Annotated in this window: 14 protein-coding genes, 9 pseudogenes and 1 other annotated feature; of the genes and pseudogenes, 6 read left to right on the top strand and 17 right to left on the bottom strand. The window is 36.9% G+C overall.

Features of this window, described 5'->3' with window-relative positions; genetic code table 11:
• Window positions 1-236, bottom strand: a pseudogene (locus BJN41_RS12595) (IS6 family transposase); the annotation flags it as partial.
• A 61-nt stretch (window positions 237-297) separates the two neighbouring features.
• Window positions 298-735 (bottom strand): annotated as a pseudogene (locus BJN41_RS12590) (IS5 family transposase); the annotation flags it as partial.
• Between the two features lie 333 nt (window positions 736-1,068).
• On the opposite strand from BJN41_RS12590, the gene BJN41_RS12585 reads away from it, so the two are divergent.
• Window positions 1,069-2,109, top strand: coding sequence for an IS481 family transposase (locus tag BJN41_RS12585; protein WP_070155588.1), 1,041 nt, complete (start codon window positions 1,069-1,071; stop codon window positions 2,107-2,109).
• Window positions 2,110-2,165: 56 nt separating this feature from the next.
• Here the strand turns inward: BJN41_RS12585 and BJN41_RS12580 are convergent, their stop codons facing one another.
• From BJN41_RS12580 to BJN41_RS12565, 4 genes and pseudogenes are all read right to left on the bottom strand, one after another.
• On the bottom strand, window positions 2,166-3,263 hold the full coding sequence (locus BJN41_RS12580) for a DUF3800 domain-containing protein (protein ID WP_005403804.1): 1,098 nt from the start codon (window positions 3,261-3,263) through the stop codon (window positions 2,166-2,168).
• 47 nt (window positions 3,264-3,310) lie between these two features.
• The gene (locus BJN41_RS12575; protein WP_070155587.1) at window positions 3,311-3,898 is read right to left on the bottom strand and encodes a hypothetical protein; all 588 of its coding nucleotides are present in this window, start codon (window positions 3,896-3,898) and stop codon (window positions 3,311-3,313) included.
• Window positions 3,899-4,028: 130 nt separating this feature from the next.
• Window positions 4,029-4,682 (bottom strand): annotated as a pseudogene (locus tag BJN41_RS14935) (IS5 family transposase).
• Window positions 4,683-4,933: 251 nt separating this feature from the next.
• On the bottom strand, window positions 4,934-5,155 hold the full coding sequence (locus BJN41_RS12565; protein ID WP_004658364.1) for a helix-turn-helix domain-containing protein: 222 nt from the start codon (window positions 5,153-5,155) through the stop codon (window positions 4,934-4,936).
• Window positions 5,156-5,350: 195 nt separating this feature from the next.
• Between BJN41_RS12565 and BJN41_RS12560 the strand changes: the two genes are divergently transcribed.
• On the top strand, window positions 5,351-5,602 hold the full coding sequence (locus tag BJN41_RS12560) for a hypothetical protein (protein ID WP_004658363.1): 252 nt from the start codon (window positions 5,351-5,353) through the stop codon (window positions 5,600-5,602).
• Window positions 5,603-5,854: 252 nt separating this feature from the next.
• Here BJN41_RS12560 and BJN41_RS15460 read toward each other — a convergent pair.
• Window positions 5,855-5,998: pseudogene (locus BJN41_RS15460) on the bottom strand (antitoxin HicB); the annotation flags it as partial.
• Between BJN41_RS15460 and BJN41_RS12555 the strand changes: the two are divergent.
• Window positions 5,998-6,222 (top strand): annotated as a pseudogene (locus BJN41_RS12555) (efflux RND transporter permease subunit); the annotation flags it as partial. The pseudogenes BJN41_RS15460 and BJN41_RS12555 sit on opposite strands and share 1 nt — an antisense overlap.
• A gap of 84 nt (window positions 6,223-6,306) precedes the next feature.
• Here the strand turns inward: BJN41_RS12555 and BJN41_RS12550 are convergent.
• Both BJN41_RS12550 and BJN41_RS12545 read right to left on the bottom strand, forming a co-directional pair.
• The gene (locus BJN41_RS12550) at window positions 6,307-7,194 is read right to left on the bottom strand and encodes a cation diffusion facilitator family transporter (RefSeq protein ID WP_070155584.1); all 888 of its coding nucleotides are present in this window, start codon (window positions 7,192-7,194) and stop codon (window positions 6,307-6,309) included.
• Complete coding sequence (locus tag BJN41_RS12545; RefSeq protein ID WP_005245162.1) at window positions 7,181-7,912, bottom strand: transglutaminase-like domain-containing protein; 732 nt, start codon at window positions 7,910-7,912, stop codon at window positions 7,181-7,183. The genes BJN41_RS12550 and BJN41_RS12545 overlap by 14 nt, the downstream gene beginning before the upstream one ends.
• Window positions 7,913-7,991: 79 nt before the next feature.
• Between BJN41_RS12545 and BJN41_RS12540 the strand changes: the two genes are divergently transcribed.
• A complete protein-coding gene (locus tag BJN41_RS12540; RefSeq protein WP_005245163.1) occupies window positions 7,992-8,405 on the top strand; it encodes a Cd(II)/Pb(II)-responsive transcriptional regulator in 414 nt (137 codons plus the stop codon).
• Window positions 8,406-8,446: 41 nt separating this feature from the next.
• On the opposite strand, the gene BJN41_RS12535 is transcribed toward BJN41_RS12540, so the two are convergent.
• From BJN41_RS12535 to BJN41_RS12520, 4 genes and pseudogenes are all read right to left on the bottom strand, one after another.
• Window positions 8,447-9,646 (bottom strand): tyrosine-type recombinase/integrase, encoded by a 1,200-nt coding sequence (locus tag BJN41_RS12535; RefSeq protein WP_005245164.1) that lies wholly within the window; start codon window positions 9,644-9,646, stop codon window positions 8,447-8,449.
• Window positions 9,647-10,039: 393 nt separating this feature from the next.
• A complete protein-coding gene (locus BJN41_RS12530) occupies window positions 10,040-10,753 on the bottom strand; it encodes a phosphoribosyltransferase (RefSeq protein ID WP_001986287.1) in 714 nt (237 codons plus the stop codon).
• 449 nt (window positions 10,754-11,202) lie between these two features.
• Window positions 11,203-11,460, bottom strand: a pseudogene (locus tag BJN41_RS12525) (integrase core domain-containing protein); the annotation flags it as partial.
• A gap of 36 nt (window positions 11,461-11,496) precedes the next feature.
• Window positions 11,497-12,716, bottom strand: a protein-coding gene (locus BJN41_RS12520; RefSeq protein WP_141730410.1) for an IS3 family transposase whose coding sequence is annotated in 2 segments (ribosomal slippage) — window positions 11,497-12,440 and window positions 12,440-12,716 — 1,221 coding nt in all. Because the reading frame shifts where the segments join, the coding sequence is not laid out codon by codon here.
• Window positions 12,325-12,441 (bottom strand) — a sequence feature (AL1L pseudoknot). Its footprint overlaps the gene before it by 117 nt.
• Before the next feature lie 203 nt (window positions 12,717-12,919).
• On the opposite strand from BJN41_RS12520, the gene BJN41_RS15645 reads away from it, so the two are divergent.
• Together BJN41_RS15645 and BJN41_RS14930 are read left to right on the top strand one after the other, a co-directional pair.
• Window positions 12,920-13,093, top strand: a complete 174-nt coding sequence (locus BJN41_RS15645) for a hypothetical protein (protein ID WP_162833965.1) — start codon at window positions 12,920-12,922, stop codon at window positions 13,091-13,093.
• 297 nt (window positions 13,094-13,390) lie between these two features.
• Window positions 13,391-13,507: pseudogene (locus BJN41_RS14930) on the top strand (transposase domain-containing protein); the annotation flags it as partial.
• A 180-nt stretch (window positions 13,508-13,687) separates the two neighbouring features.
• Here BJN41_RS14930 and BJN41_RS12510 read toward each other — a convergent pair.
• The 4 genes and pseudogenes from BJN41_RS12510 to BJN41_RS12500 form a co-directional block, all read right to left on the bottom strand.
• Window positions 13,688-14,599 (bottom strand): hypothetical protein, encoded by a 912-nt coding sequence (locus BJN41_RS12510; RefSeq protein ID WP_070155580.1) that lies wholly within the window; start codon window positions 14,597-14,599, stop codon window positions 13,688-13,690.
• Between the two features lie 140 nt (window positions 14,600-14,739).
• Window positions 14,740-14,844, bottom strand: a pseudogene (locus tag BJN41_RS14925) (transposase domain-containing protein); the annotation flags it as partial.
• A 14-nt stretch (window positions 14,845-14,858) separates the two neighbouring features.
• Window positions 14,859-15,463 (bottom strand): annotated as a pseudogene (locus BJN41_RS12505) (IS256 family transposase); the annotation flags it as partial.
• A gap of 133 nt (window positions 15,464-15,596) precedes the next feature.
• A partial coding sequence (locus BJN41_RS12500; protein ID WP_034589764.1) for a DDE-type integrase/transposase/recombinase occupies window positions 15,597-15,843 on the bottom strand: 247 nt, incomplete at its 5' end.

Here is a 15,843-nt window from a genome sequence, read left to right as displayed (position 1 = left end):
TCATCCATATGCCATGAATGTAAATCTGTAGGATTACGCCAATACCAGCGTAAGCGTTTTTCCATTTCTGGAGCATAACGCTGAACCCAACGATAAATTGTACTGTGATCCACATTTATGCCTCGTTCAGCGAGCATTTCTTGAAGTTCACGATAGCTGATGCCATATTTACAATACCAACGAACAGCCCAAAGAATGATTTCACCTTGAAAGTGCCGACCGTGGAAGGGATTCATCTGCTGTATCTCGAAATAAATAAGATATTTAGCTTATCATGTCAGCCTATTTGCAACAGTGCCATTGGCGACGATATTCAGCTCCATGTTTCTTGCGTTTCCATTCGCCCTCACCTAGAAACTTCATGCCTGTAGAGGCTACGAGTAGATGCAGCCCATCGCTACTTTTTTGGTAGCTGATTGCAATATCAATATGCTGTTTTCGTCTACAAATTGTAGTGTAGTCTGGCGCTATCCAATTTAATCCGCAAAGTTTAATCAGACTTTGCACAAAGCCAGTGACCATACGTAAAGACAGACGGAATAAGGATTTAATCATTAAGCAGCATTGGATGGCTGCGTCGGAGTAGGTTTGATTTCGCCCTTGTTTGCCTTTTGATGGCGCATACCATTGCGTAGCAGGATCAAACCAAATGGCAATATTTCCGCGACTCATGAGTGCTCGGTTATATGCGGGCCAATTGGTTGTGCGGTAGATTTTCTGTGTAGGCTTCTTCATTTGAAAATTATATTGCTGAAGAAGCCCTTAAGAACAGCTTTGTGCAACAAAGCCTCCAAGAACTAAAAAAGAATATACACCAAAACATTATAAAATGATGTTTAAAAGTTCAATTGCGAGATAAAACATATATGTTTAAGCGAGTTGCTCACCCCCTAAGAGATGAACAAGATCGATAGAAAGGAGCACCCAAAAAACATAATGCTCGTTGTTAATTTTAGTGTCTAAAAAATGTATTAGTTCAGACTTGATCGTACATTCTTCTTGAAAAAGAGAAAGTTACCCGTTTTGATAAAGGTGTCGAAATCTTAATCAAAAAAAGGTAACTTTCTTATGTTGCATACTAACAATCAAATTATCAAACACAAAGTAGGTCTGCTCAATTTAGCTGAAGAACTTCAGAATGTATCTAGAGCATGTAAAGTGATGGGTGTGTCCAGAGACACATTTTATCGCTATCARGARYTAGTRAAKTCTGGTGAYATTGAYGCACTGATSAATAARTCCCGTCGRGTACCAAATTWWAAAAAYCGYGTAGATGATGCTACTGAACAGGCTGTTATTGATTTYGCAATTCAATATCCYGCATATGGTCAGCACCGTACYAGTAATGARTTACGCAAGAAGGGTGTATTCGTTTCAGGGAGTGGKGTYCGCTCTATWTGGCTTCGYCATGATTTAGAGAACTTTAAAAAGCGATTAAAAGCCCTTGAAGTGAAAGTGGCTCAAGAAGGAATTGAGTTAAATGATCATCAGATAGCAGCGCTTGAACGCAAGCATGAGGATGACGTTGCTTGTGGTGAAATAGAAACAGCTCATCCTGGTTATCTAGGAGCACAAGACACCTTTTATGTTGGGAATCTCAAAGGTGTTGGACGGATCTACCAACAAACATTTATTGATACTTATAGCAAGGTTGTTCATTGCAAGCTCTACACAACTAAAACACCGATTACCGCAGCGGATTTGCTGAATGACCGTGTATTACATTTCTATCAATCTCAGAATTTACCAATGCTTCGCATTCTTACAGATAGAGGCACTGAGTATTGCGGTAAGGTGGAACAACACGATTATGAGTTATATCTAGCAGTGAATGATATTGATCACACGAAGACAAAAGCTGCATCACCACAGACAAATGGGATCTGTGAACGCTTCCATAAAACAATATTACAGGAGTTCTATCAAATTACGTTTAGGAAGAAGCTTTATAGCTCATTGGATGAATTACAAGTTGATCTAGACGATTGGCTGAAATTCTATAATACTGAACGAACTCATCAAGGAAAAATGTGTTGTGGTCGCACACCATTTGAAACTTTACTTGATGGAAAACGGATTTGGGCTGAGAAGAATTTAGCTCAAATTTAACCTGACAGACACAATAAAAAATGGGTAACTGTCAGATCAGGTTTGAGCTAGTACATCTAAAATCTATTATATTTTCGGGCCTGATTCATTTGATACGTTGCTATTTCATCCGCAATATTCACCCCATGTACAGAATCCAACTTTTTAATTCCATATTGTTGAGTAGTGAATTTCATTTCTGGCCATACCATGTGAGTAAGTAGGTCTCCAATTCCGATTGAATCCAACTCATTCCATAGCTTCTCGCTCCTCTGACCAGTAATTATTTGCTTTAAGTAATATGCGATAGCGCCTGCAATCATGTCAGAGACTTGTATTTGAGAAATCAACCGAGAGTTTTTTATATCAACCTTTTGTACCTTCAACGGTAGCTTAATAATTCGATCATCTGAACCGACCATAATCTTCATACTCGAAGGATCTGTATATTTATTAAAATAATCCAAACTCTGTTCTAGGGTATTAGACTCATCATGAATAATATTAAAGGAGTTATCAAATTCCTCCCCCCAATATTGAGCATGAGTAAAAATACCTGATTGTACAGGATCTAGACTTCTTCGATCTAAATGCTCCAAATGATCTTTTACATCAGATTCAGAACCCTTAATCCAACTAAAATCCAATTGCTTATTAAGATCTAGCGGTGAAGCGGCTATTCGACGGACAGTCGAGTAAAAAGATTCGATATTTTCATCACTTTTATCTTTTACAAGTTCAATAAAATCACTGAGCAAAGAATCTAAAGAACCTGCACCATAACAATAATCCATCAAATGAAAAAAAATATTATTTGTGATGATGTTATATTTATTTGCTGCGAAATTCATTCCTCGCTCAGCAAATTGCGGTTCTACCAAATAATCTAAGAGTAATCCCATAGCCATATATTTTTTATGGTAAACCGTGACTTTCACTTTTTCATTTTCAGTGATTACAGTCTTCAAAAATTCAACAATTTTTCGTTGACCTTTATCAGAAGTTTTAAAATTTTTGAATTTTGCTTCACCACCCTTTTGAACGTTCAACAACTTAATCATTTCCGTTGCGGTACTTTCATCAAAACAATTTGAAGCTAAAACAAAAACAGGTTGAACTGGATCAAGCAACTGAAATCCGCTATTTCCTGCTTCATCAAAATAAACATTATTCATACAATTACTACTCTTGAAATACACCTACTTCCTTTACAACAACATAATTAATTAGCTTTTAAGTTGTCTTTTAACTCTTGAATATTCTGTTGATGCTGCGCTGTAGATCTATGATTAAAGAACACCATAAGCATCATATTGAGAGAGCAGTATTCGGCATAACTCAATTTATTATCTTTGTAGAAATTTGAAAATTGTTTGTTAATACTAGGAATGCCCTTAAACACATGACTCAAATCTTTAATTCTGAAATATTGATCTTCGCCAATTTCTTGCTCTAGTAACGAAAAACCATCCTTTTTAAAATTTTTAATATCGCCTACTTTAATTTGGCAATCGAGAACACCAATAGATGCTTCTTCTTTCATTCTGAATGGACCATAAACACTCTCTACTCTCCAATCATTTGCAATCATTAGATCATAAGGGGTGGTATAAGATTCAGCTTCAACTTTCAGATCGGGATAACTACCAATCGTCCGAGGGAACTTTTTATCAAATGCTTCCTCAACTGCTTCAAAATTTGTGTTTGACCGATAACTCAAGTAAAATTGAATCGCAGAAACAACAACGAGCAAGGTTACGACTCCAATCAAAGTGCGTAGTATGATTTTTTTTGCTTTCACCTTATCCAAAATTCACCACCCCATAATTGAAAATATTTTGAATTATAAGCCCTTAGGGTGCTCATAATCCATAAATCAATTTCGAAGTTCTTTGTTGCATAAAGCCTTTAAAGATTGAGTTTTCCTAAGCAACTCAAATTTAAGTTACAACTCGGGTATTAGGTCGGCCTAATTCCATAAATCTGTTGAGGACTGCTACGCGAGCATGAATTTCACTCATCTGACTAGGAAAGCTTCTTGCCATTAATTTATCGCCTAATAATTTGATGCAGTGCATCTTTGTTTCGACCAAACTTCGGCGATGATAGCCTGACCATTTTTTCCATAGTGTTCTACCTAGCAGGGTTTTAGTATCTATACCAATATGAAGTTTACGCCATTGGCGACGATATTTCGGCTAATGCTTTTTACGTTTCCATTCATCTTCACCTAAGAACTTCAAATCCGTGGAATCAACGAGTAGATGCAGTCCATTGCAACTCTTTTCATAGCTAATTTGAATATCAATATGCTTTTGTCTTCTGCGAATGGTTGAATAATCCAGAGCTGTCCAATCTAATCCGCAAAGTTTAATCAAGCTTTGGACAAAGCCAGTCACCATGCATACAGAAAGACGAAATAAGGATTTAATCATGAGATAGCACTGAATGGCTATGTCAGAATAAGTTTGATTTCGACCATGTTTTCCTTGTGACTGCGAATATCATTGAATCTTAGTATCAAACCAAATTGTAAAATTACCATGATTGATCAAAGCATGATTGTAGGATGACCAATTCGGTGTACGATAAATTTAGGTGTAGGCTATTGCTGTATAAGACCTTATCGGTAGGTTTGCGCAACAAGGCCTCAAAATCCCACCTTAAAATGCAAATAGCAAAAAAACTCTACCATTCGATTGATTTCATTTTAGAAGTAATGAAATTAGTATCTGTTTGTAATGATATTTTATAAAATTCAATATTAGATCTGCAGAGAAAAACTTATCAAACTAAGTATTGGCTAGTCTTTTTCTTCGAAAAACTTATCAAACGAAGTATTAAGTTAATCTTTTTCTTCAACTTCTTCCTTAAACTCAAACAAATCATTCATCGTACAGTTAAAGTACTTACACAACTTATCGGCGACTGGTAATTCAATACGTACAGCACGGTCATAATACATACTTGTGAGCGTGTTGCGATTGATACCTGTTGCATGCACCACTTCACTTAATTTTAAAATTTTTCTATCGCCCATGAGGCTAGATAACTTACAAGTAATCATATTTAAATTAATTTACAAAAAAATAACTTGCTGTGGGTTATTTGAAGTTGTTGACTGAATAATACTTTGCTAAAATTAACCTACAGCAGGTTATTACAACTTATAGAAAGTATATTTTATCCATTTCAACTAAATTATAACTTTTTAAATATAAGGATTGAACCTGCATTAGATTATTTTGTGGAGATGACCGCCGTGTTACCAAATGAGTTATTGATCAGCCAGCAAGCTCGTGACTTAGGAAATCAATTAATTAAAGAAATGAACATCAATAGAAGTTATGGAATGGCTAATTTTCTTGGAGTAAATACTTGCTATGATAATCATCAGGCTGTACTTATTTGGACATTTCAACTGCTTGAAAGGGAACCTGCCTTAAATGAATTAGCAGAAATTAAAAAATATTTTCTTTTAATCTTTCCAGATAGTGTTTATCAATTAGCCTAAGTTGTTTTTAAAATTAATTTATTAAATAAAAAGCACTAAATCAAAGAAAGCTTTATTTAAAAATACCTATTAATTCAAAAACATACCATTTACTGAATATATGAAGCATAGGTTCCTGCTCTATCACTCACTCGTACTAAAATTACATCGCTCTTTTTACTGATACTAAACAATTTATGTCCACGCCACGTTCTGCGGCTTCGAGGGCTAGTTTTTGTTGAACCACTGAGAACAAGGACAACAAACTGCCTACTATATTTTCCCGGAGAGTGGTGTAGGAACTTTTTCATTATTGCTAATCATATCAGCGACAACATCAGCAACGAGCTCCTCTATTCCTGAGAATGCTTTAGACTGATCCGCATCAAGCCAAGACAATGATGGAAACTCAGCACATCATTCGTTTAAGACCTATTTTAATGACGGCACTGGTCGCAAGTTTAGGTTTTATTCCAATGGCGTTAAACACTGGAATTGGTGCAGAAGTACAACGACCACTAGCAACAGTTGTTATCGGCGGTATTGTATCTTCTACAATTTTAACTTTGTTTGTATTGCCTATTTTATATCAATGGGCGCATGGCTCTGAGAGTAGCAAACAGCAATCCGACGAAATTTAAAATCAAAAAAAGCAGCTTAATTACTAGGTTATGCCTAATTAAGCTGCTTTTAATATTGTATGCCCAACATTTTATTGATAAAGCTTACTGCGCTTCATCCCGACAATTTTCATTTAAAAACTCAAACTCTATCGTTGTATGCGATAAATGATAGGAAGATAATTTAGCTGCAACTTCTTGTTTAAGCCTAATTAATTCTTTAACGTCAAAGTTGTCACTCAGCTCAAGGTGCGCTGTTAAAACGTGACTTTCACCATCTAGTGACCAAAAGTGCATGTGGTGGATACCATTAACTTCAGGAAATTCCATTAGTGATAGTTTAATACGCTTTTGAGTCTCTTTATCGGGTGCAGCTTGAAGAAATAAAACGAGTGTTGATTTCAGGTTTTTGAAAACATTAAACAAGATGAACAGCGTGAACCCTATTGATAAAAGGGGATCTAATATCGGCAGTTCAGCGAACAACAGTACGATAGAGACTATAAGAACGGCAACCCATCCAAGTACATCTTCAAGAAGGTGCCATGTCAGTACTTTCTCATTTAATGTTTCACCCGCTTTTAATTTTAATACAGCATATCCGTTAACGGCAACGCCGAGTATCGCTAGCCCTAACATCCCCTCGACTACAGGCATTTCAGGATTGGACAGCTTTGGAATTGCTTCAAATAAAATCCAAATTGAGCCAATGATTAAAACAATACTGTTTATCAATGCGCCAAAGAGAGTAAGTCTACGATAACCATAACTAAACTTATCTGATGCTTCTTTATCTGAAAAACGACTTAAAATCCACGCAAAACCTATTGAAAGACTATCACCAAGATCGTGAACTGCATCTGCCATTATCGCCGTACTGTTAGTGAGCCAACCACCTATAAATTCGATAATAGTGAATGTCACATTAAGGAAAAATGCCCAACCAATACGGTCATCTTTACCATGTTGATCACTATGATTATGGTTGTGCATTTTGTACCTCTAGTACTTTTCTATTTCTTAGTTTTGATACATTCATATTAATCAAGTGACGTATCAAGCGTTGATATATCCAGCGTTTGAACCCCGACAAGTTAGTCCCTTTTTCGAGATAGAACTCATCAGGGGAATCATAAAGCCCAAAGTCATCATGAATACCTTCTTTTTGAATATAGGTATTTTCTCCACGCCAATCTGTATCTGGTGATGAAAAGCACTTTGTTGCAACACCATAACCACAAAAATCATCTTTTACTTGGTCAAATTTCTCCTGTAGAGAGCTTAAGTATTGCTCATCCAATATAAAGCCCTCTAAGTTTATCCAACGCCCTTCAAAGTAAACTTCTACCCAACTATGAATGATGTATTTAGGTGCTAACCAAAATACATAGCTTGGGATAGCACCTTTTTGTAGTTGCTGGTCTATGGTAAACCCATGAAATCGGCATTGAATGCCTAGTCCACGCAATAGTGCCATTAACAGATTACCCTTAGTATTACATTGTCCATAACCATCTGCTAGCACATCGCTTGCTGCAATATCATCGCTTTCATTATAACCAAAGAAAATCTCATCTTTTACAAACTGATAAGCGGCACCAATTTTGTTGAAGTTATCCAAGTTTTTCCACCTACGTTGATCGATCAAGGATTGGATATCTTTGTGTTCAAAATTAACGATATTCGTATTGTTTAAATATTTCTCAGTCATTTTTTATATATCCTTTTCGTTGCATACTTATACTATAGACTCTATAGTAACTATAGAGTCAAATGTCTGGGGGAAATTGATGAAAATAGGCGAATTGTCAAAAAAATCGGGCTGTTCAATACAAACGATTAGATATTATGAAAGAGAAGGATTACTGTTAAATCCAAATCGTTCAGAAGGTAATTTCAGGCTGTATGATAGCAAAGCACTTAAACAATTGGAATTCGTAAAGCATTGTCGCAGCCTAGATATATCACTCAATGATATTAAACGTCTTATCGAATTAAAAAATAAGCCAGAAGAAAGCTGCTCTAGCGTTAATGCATTAATTGATCAGCAACTTGCACTAGTGAATAAACGCATGAAAGAATTAAGGGCGCTTAAAGCTGAATTACAACAAATGGCTAGTGCTTGTGGTTCGAACAACCCAACATACTCATTATATTCTGCTGACCATGTAACACGGCAAGTATATTGTTTACTATCCATTTGAAACCCCATAATGTTTTAAGTCTATGTATAAAAGTACGATTTTCACTTAGCAGTACTTAAATAATCACCCCACCACTGCATCATTTCAGTCCGCTGGGCTAAATAGTCAGCGTGATTATAGCTGGCACGGGTACGGTTCTTATCAATATGTGAAAGTTGTGCCTCAATCCAGTTATCCTGGAACAAACCTGAGTCATTCAAAATGGTACTAAAAGTGGAACGTAGTCCATGAGAGGATAATTGATGTTTTCCATAGCCCATCTTACGTATAGCCATATTTAATGTATTAAAATGAATCGGTTGATTATGTTTCCGTGGGCTAGCAAAAATGTACTTTTCACCGTATGACCATTGCATGACGTCTTTTAAAATATCTAAAGCCTGATCTGAAAGTGGAACTAAGAAGTCGGGAATCTCATGGCCTAATATGACTTTTCGTCGAAACTGTTTAATATGCAAGGCAGGTATTTTCCAGACTTTTTCATTTAAATCAAAATGATGAGGCTCAGCCAATAACAATTCAGCCCCTCGCACGCCAGTATGTAATTTGAACAGCAGTGCTTTTTTAATAATCGGATGGGCATCCAATTTTTGTAATTTATACTTAAAATCAGATATATCCTCCGCTTTCAAATACGGATAATTTTTCTTGATTTTACTGTTAATGGCGATTTTATTTAAACCATGCGCGATGTTGAATTCACAATAACCCATCGCTACAGCGTAGTCATAAATTTGGTTCAAATAACTACAAGCTTTCTTGACAGGTTCTTTTACTTGGCGTCCCTCTATTTTTTTGATTACTGAAACCAGGTCATAACGCTTGATGTTTTGAAAAGGTAGATCCTGAAGGTCTGGATAAATATCTTGCTGTAAGCATCTTTCTGCTAACTGTAGTACACCACAGCGGGGTAGATCGTTGAAGGCATTTTTCAGTTTGAACTGTAACCACTCCTCCCCGACCTTACCAAAGGTGATGACATTAGAGGCAGTATCTTGTTCAAAACAGAAATCATTGTCTTTAAAGTCATCTCTGACTTGTCGTGCCTTTTTCAGCGATAAATCAGGATAACGACCTAACTGAATGCGTCGACGTTTTTTAGTTTGTGGATCTGTATAGCGATAGCACCAAGATTTTCTTCCACTCGGCTCAATCTTCAGGCTAAGCCCATCTTCATCGGATAAAAAACTGGTTTTTTCCTTACAATGAGCTTGGCGAACTTTAATTTCAGTAAGACTCATGGAATTTAAATGAAACCTAACAATGGGTTGATTGGATCAATTATATCAAAATAGAACGCTTTATGTATGATGCGTACACTACGCATCATATATATTTGTAATATATTGTTTTATATATTTAATATTTTAAGTATTTGTATTTTAGTAACCATTATAAGTACCACCTCTTCTTTAAGTTCCCAACAACTCACTTTTTCTGTCATCAATGTTAAATAAGTCTTGTGCTTTAAATTCTTAGATGACCTCCTCTACCCTTTATTATCATTTTTATAAAAGTAACTATATGTACTCATTAAAATTTGTAGAGCTCAAAAACAAAAAAGACCGCTATATAGCAGTCTTTTAACTTAATTAAATAATAATTAATTCATTTTCATCATAAGTGCATAAGCATCACGTTTGTTTTGACGCAATGATTCTATCTCGGACTTCGTCAGCTGTTTTACGAGAGTTGAGGATATACTTTGCTTCCCACTCTGTGAGCCTTTCGAAATCGTACCCGTAAATCGATTTCCACCATGCTTCAAGATTACCATATACATCCCTCAATTGCTGAAGAGTTTCTTTACTTAGAGCTAATTGTGATGAGTATTGTTTACCCGTCAGTGCATATGCTCCAATAACTTTATTCGTCCCAGTTGTTTCAATATGACCTTTTAATGCTGCAAAAGTACCACCTTGGGTCTGGGTATCATCAACAATAATAACACATTTATCATTGTTTATTGTCCCATCAAATGCTGGTGGGTTGGCTAATCTATGCCACCCATCACCGCCAGTTCTTGATACTTTTATAGCTTGAACTATATTCGTATCAACTTCAAGCCCAAGTTTCTTTGCTATAACTGCTGAAGTAGCTAAAGGAATCATATTACGACCGACTGCTTCCTCAGCATGTACAGGTACTATAATAGTTTCCCGACCATCGATAATTCTTTCTAGTTCAGCAATCGCCTCATCCGAAACTAAATCTTTAGCTAAAATATACGCACTTTCAACATCCCCTGCTTTAGCAGCTTCATACATGTAATGAGAGGTTGCATCTCCAAGACCACGGTCAATAACCGTTTTAGGAAACATATTCCAATCTGTGCGATATAACTTCATATTTTTAAATAAGTTTTAATGATGGCTAGCATTAAATTTTACACTAAATTTACCGCTAGCATCTCTTGGATATTATTTTTCGTATCAGGCAGCACTCTCAAAAGCCGTTTGTTTGGACAGTCCCCATGATCATACACGAGGCAGCTTCAAATACTTATGGGCCCATCCTATCCAGTTGTATCTTCTTGCATCACATGAATATTGTATACTCATTTTGACTACTTGAAAATTATGGAACAACGTCAATAAAAACAATAACTCTAGAGTCTTTAGTCGACATTCCTAAAAAGGTAAATTCAACATTTCTTTCCATATCATTTCTTTGTGTCTCTGGATGAACAAAAGAAACATAGCTTATTTCAAAGAATCGGGCTAGGGTTTTTATGCCAATGATTTTGTTCTCTTCATTATGAACCGTACCGGGTTTGTCGGAGACTTTTTTATTTAAGTTAGGCCACCTGACCTAACGGGTTAATCTTATCATAGTACATTGCTTCAAACTCAAAAGGCGATACATAACCCAGTGCACTGTGTACACGCTTTTTATTGAACCAATCTACCCAGTTTAGTGTCGCAAGTTGTACATCTGCTAAACCTTGCCAATCTGCTTTTAAATATTCAATCACCTCTGTTTTGTATAAGCCATTCACCGTTTCAGCCAAAGCATTATCGTATGAATCACCAGTCGTACCGACTGATGCTCGTAANCCGTACCGGGTTTGTCGGAGACTTTTTTATTTAAGTTAGGCCACCTGACCTAACGGGTTAATCTTATCATAGTACATTGCTTCAAACTCAAAAGGCGATACATAACCCAGTGCACTGTGTACACGCTTTTTATTGAACCAATCTACCCAGTTTAGTGTCGCAAGTTGTACATCTGCTAAACCTTGCCAATCTGCTTTTAAATATTCAATCACCTCTGTTTTGTATAAGCCATTCACCGTTTCAGCCAAAGCATTATCGTATGAATCACCAGTCGTACCGACTGATGCTCGTAAATTTGCAGCTTCTAAACGATTGGTATAGCGAATAGAAAGATATTGAACACCTCTATCGGAATGATGAATCACATTCTTTGGCATGCCTCGATCGTGCAATGCTTGCTCAAGTGCATCGAGCACCATATCTGTATTCATCCGTGTCGATACTTTCCATCCAACAATTGCTCGTGAGAACACATCAATAATAAAGGCGGTATAGACCCAGCCTGAATGAGTTTGAATATACGTAAAGTCACTCACCCACAGTTGGTCAGGATGATCAGCATTAAAATTACGTTTCACTAAATCATCTGCTCTTTTTTGATCATCTCGGCTACGGGTGGTTTGTTTATTCTTACCACGCCAAACACCTTGTATACCTAGCTTTTGCATCAATCGAGCAACTGTACAACGTGCGATAACATAACCTTCACGTTTCAATTGTTGCCAGACCTTACGCACACCATATCGACCTAAACTTCCTTTCCAAATACGTTTGATTTGCTCTGCATGATGTAAATCATGCAGAGCACGTTTCGCTCGATGTTCTGGGTTATCAACGAAATCTAAAGCCCGATAATAGGTCGAAGCTGCAATCGGTAAAATTCTACAAATCGCTTCAACACCATATCGATCTTTATTGTTCTGGATAAAATCCACCATTATTTGTGTGGGCGGCCGAGCTCCGCCTRGGCGAAAAAAGCGGCTGCTTTACGTAGAATCTCATTGGCGCGTTGCAGTTCTTTATTTTCGCGTTCGAGTTGTTTGATACGTTCTTGGTCTGAAAGCAGCTGTACTTTAACTGGATTTTGTTTATCTAAATATTTTTGATACCAAACACGTAGTGTTTCAGGAGTACAACCGATTTTAGGAGCAATAGCTGTGATTGCAGCCCAATTCGATGGATAATCTTTTTCGGATTCAATCAATAATTGAACCGCTCTATCTCTTATTTCAGGGGTATATTTTAATTTTGTCATCGGGACACTACGCTTCGCTACGTCTTGCGAAGCAATGCTTCTCATCTCAAGAAAAGTGGTCTCCGACAAACCCGGTACGGTTCAGTAGTTCTAGGATCTTAGTGCGTCATCTGAAGTCGCAAAGAAGCGGAAACGGCTACTTTCTGCATGTGATTTAATGTTTACGGCTGTTATATTTGTTCTATATATTTGAGGGTAACTAGATGACTAATAAGGATTATGATGCGGCTTTAGAAGCTCTTGCTGAATTGGTTAAAGACGTATCTAAAATAGCTCATGCTGAAGCTGTAGATAAAGCTCTTGTTGAGCCGACTAAAGCTAACATTGAAGAGCGTAATAAATTAAAAGACGTTGTTGATCAAGCTGAAGACCTGTAATAAGAAAAATGATCAATTTTGCTTAATAGTAAAGTCAAGTGACTGTTATAATTAAATTATTAAATTGAGGGGATTCATGATGTTTAAAAAATTATTATAGTCTTTATTAGTTACTGTACCTGTAGTTGCTCAAGCTGAGTGGATTGTATTAGATAAAGGTGAAGAGTTTACTATTTACGTTGACCCTGATCGTACAGTAGCTACTGTTAAATCTCTCAGGCATGCAGAAGCTTGGTTTAAAGCTGTAGTTCATAATGACTTAACAAAAGATGGAATGGGATTCAGCGGACGCTTACGCTGAATGGCTTGGATCCGTATGCCTATTTAAGTGATGTGCTGAAAAGGCTGCCGACGCATAAAGTGACCCAGATTGAAGAGTTACTGCCACACTGCTGGAAACCTAAATCGAATTAAAAATTGGTATGGGATTCAGCGGACGCTTACTATGAGGCTTTCATATATTGTTGATATTTTTTAAAGATTCAAAACCATGCAATCTAATACCAATTTGCAGGAGTTTTTTGCCAGTTAAATAAAGTAGCGTCTACGATTACAAGCTAATCGTAGATGCTGAATGAATTAAGATTAGAAAAATTATTTGCGATTTGGACGATACGTTGATTCTTCTATCACAAACTTAGAATAGCGTTTGCAGTTCTTGTTACTATAGCTCTTAATTTCATCCATACTTATAAAGTTTACATAAGCCTTTACAAGATTTTTATAGTTATAAATTCTGTCCCAAAATGACCACCTTGGCATAGTTGGATTTATATCATCTTGTATTACATAGGAAGCATATTCAAAAGCTCGATTTTTATCTTGTGATGCTAACAGCTGTTTCTCAATTTGTTTAAACCCAACCGCCTCATAAGTTGATCCTTCCATTTCGTTATAGATATAGCCAGATGCTGGTCTAATTTCTAATTTTCTTACATACGGTGCACAAGCATAAATATCAAGTCCACGAAAAATGTCATCGATATTAGGAACAGTAGGACGGAAATGCTCAATAAGTTTAGAGTTTTGGAGCATTTTTTCTGAAGCTTTATAATTCTCAATAATTACTGCTTTTTTTTCTTCATATTCCATCTTTCCATATTTCGATCTTTCTTGACGTAACTTCTCTAAAAATTCTTTTTTCAGTTTTTCATTTATAACATTGTTAGTATGAAATCTATGTCTATGGGCAAGACTTTGTTGTTTATCAAGATGGTCGTAGATAGCTTTATATTTTGTTGAAATCGTAGTTTCAGGTTTCTTTTTTCTGACTAAATTGCCTAGATATTCAATATATTTTTCAGCTTTATCTTTGCCATCTTCTTGTTGAAATATTTTTGCGTGTGCCTGTTGAGGATTATCCATATCGCCAATTGAGGATGATGCCACCGCTATCACTTCCTCTGCATACCTTTGTGAACCATCTACGATCATAACCATGGGTACATCGGCTATAGCTGCATTAATAAAGAAAAAAGGGGCAATAAATTGAATGTATCTTTTCATAATGAAATTTATAAGGAAAATAATAGTTTGTTGAGTGAATTATACCATTTAAAAAAATAATATCTTATACGCTGTGGCAATATGAAAGGAGAGTAATGCTCTCCTTTTTGTAAGCGTCCGCTGAATCCCATACCTATTTTTTAATTCGGTTCAGGTTTCCAGCGGTGTGGTAGCAATTCTTCAATCTGAGTCACTTTCTGTGTCGGCAGCCTTTTCAGCACATCACTGAGATAGGCATGGGGTTCAGCGGACGCTTACTGTCATCCCATGTTTGGGCAAATTGATCCAGGGCCATCAAGGCTGCCTCTTCAGTGGGTGATTGATAAACGGCTTTTAAATCCTGAGTGACCGCCTTGTAATCTTTCCATGACACATATTTCAAGCTGTTGCGCAACATGTGGATAATGCACAGCTGGATGTGGGTTTGCGGGTATACGCTGTTAATGGCATCAGGAAAGCCTTTTAGTCCATCTACACAGGCGATCAGAATATCCTGCAATCCTCGGTTTTTAAGCTCAGTCAGGACATTCAGCCAGAACTTTGCACCTTCATTCTCAGCCATCCACATGCCGAGCAGTTCTTTGTGTCCATCAAGATTAATGCCTAAGGCCAGGAATACAGCCTTGTTGATAACACTGCCATTATGACGGACGTTAACCACAATACAGTCCATATAAATGATAGGATAGATTGCATCCAGCGGACGGTTTTGCCATTCAGCAACCTGCTCATTGACGGCATCCTCACAGCAGTGCTGTTCGCCTTGGAAATCAGCGTTGGAGATACATCGGCATCGTACATTTCCTTAAAGGTAGCCACAATTTCACGGGTAGTCATACCTTTAGCATATAGGGATAGAATCTGGTGTTAGCGGCAGTGTAAAAATGACCCCCTAATGGCATTTAAAAACTGACCCCCTTGGTTAATATAGCGGTCATTTTGGACGGCACTGTTGCAAATAGAGATTTGAGTCGATGATGTTCCCTTTAAAAAGTGCTTAGAGACCGAAAACCCTGTTGATTAGACACACTTCACCCTGAGGCTGACCATAATAAAATGACGATGCTTGTCCTTTACGTAGTGCACGCATGACTTCAATACCTTTAATTGTGGCATAAGCCGTCTTCATAGATTTGAATCCTAATGTGGCCCTGATGATCCGCTTTAGCTTGCCATGATCACATTCAATCACGTTATTTTTATACTTAATCTGCCTGTGCTCAAGGTCTGGTGGACATTTACCT

The organism is Acinetobacter towneri (assembly GCF_001758345.1).
Lineage (GTDB): Bacteria > Pseudomonadota > Gammaproteobacteria > Pseudomonadales > Moraxellaceae > Acinetobacter > Acinetobacter towneri_A.
Note: the sequence above shows the minus strand (reverse complement) of the source record. Positions and strands in the feature narration are given on the sequence as shown.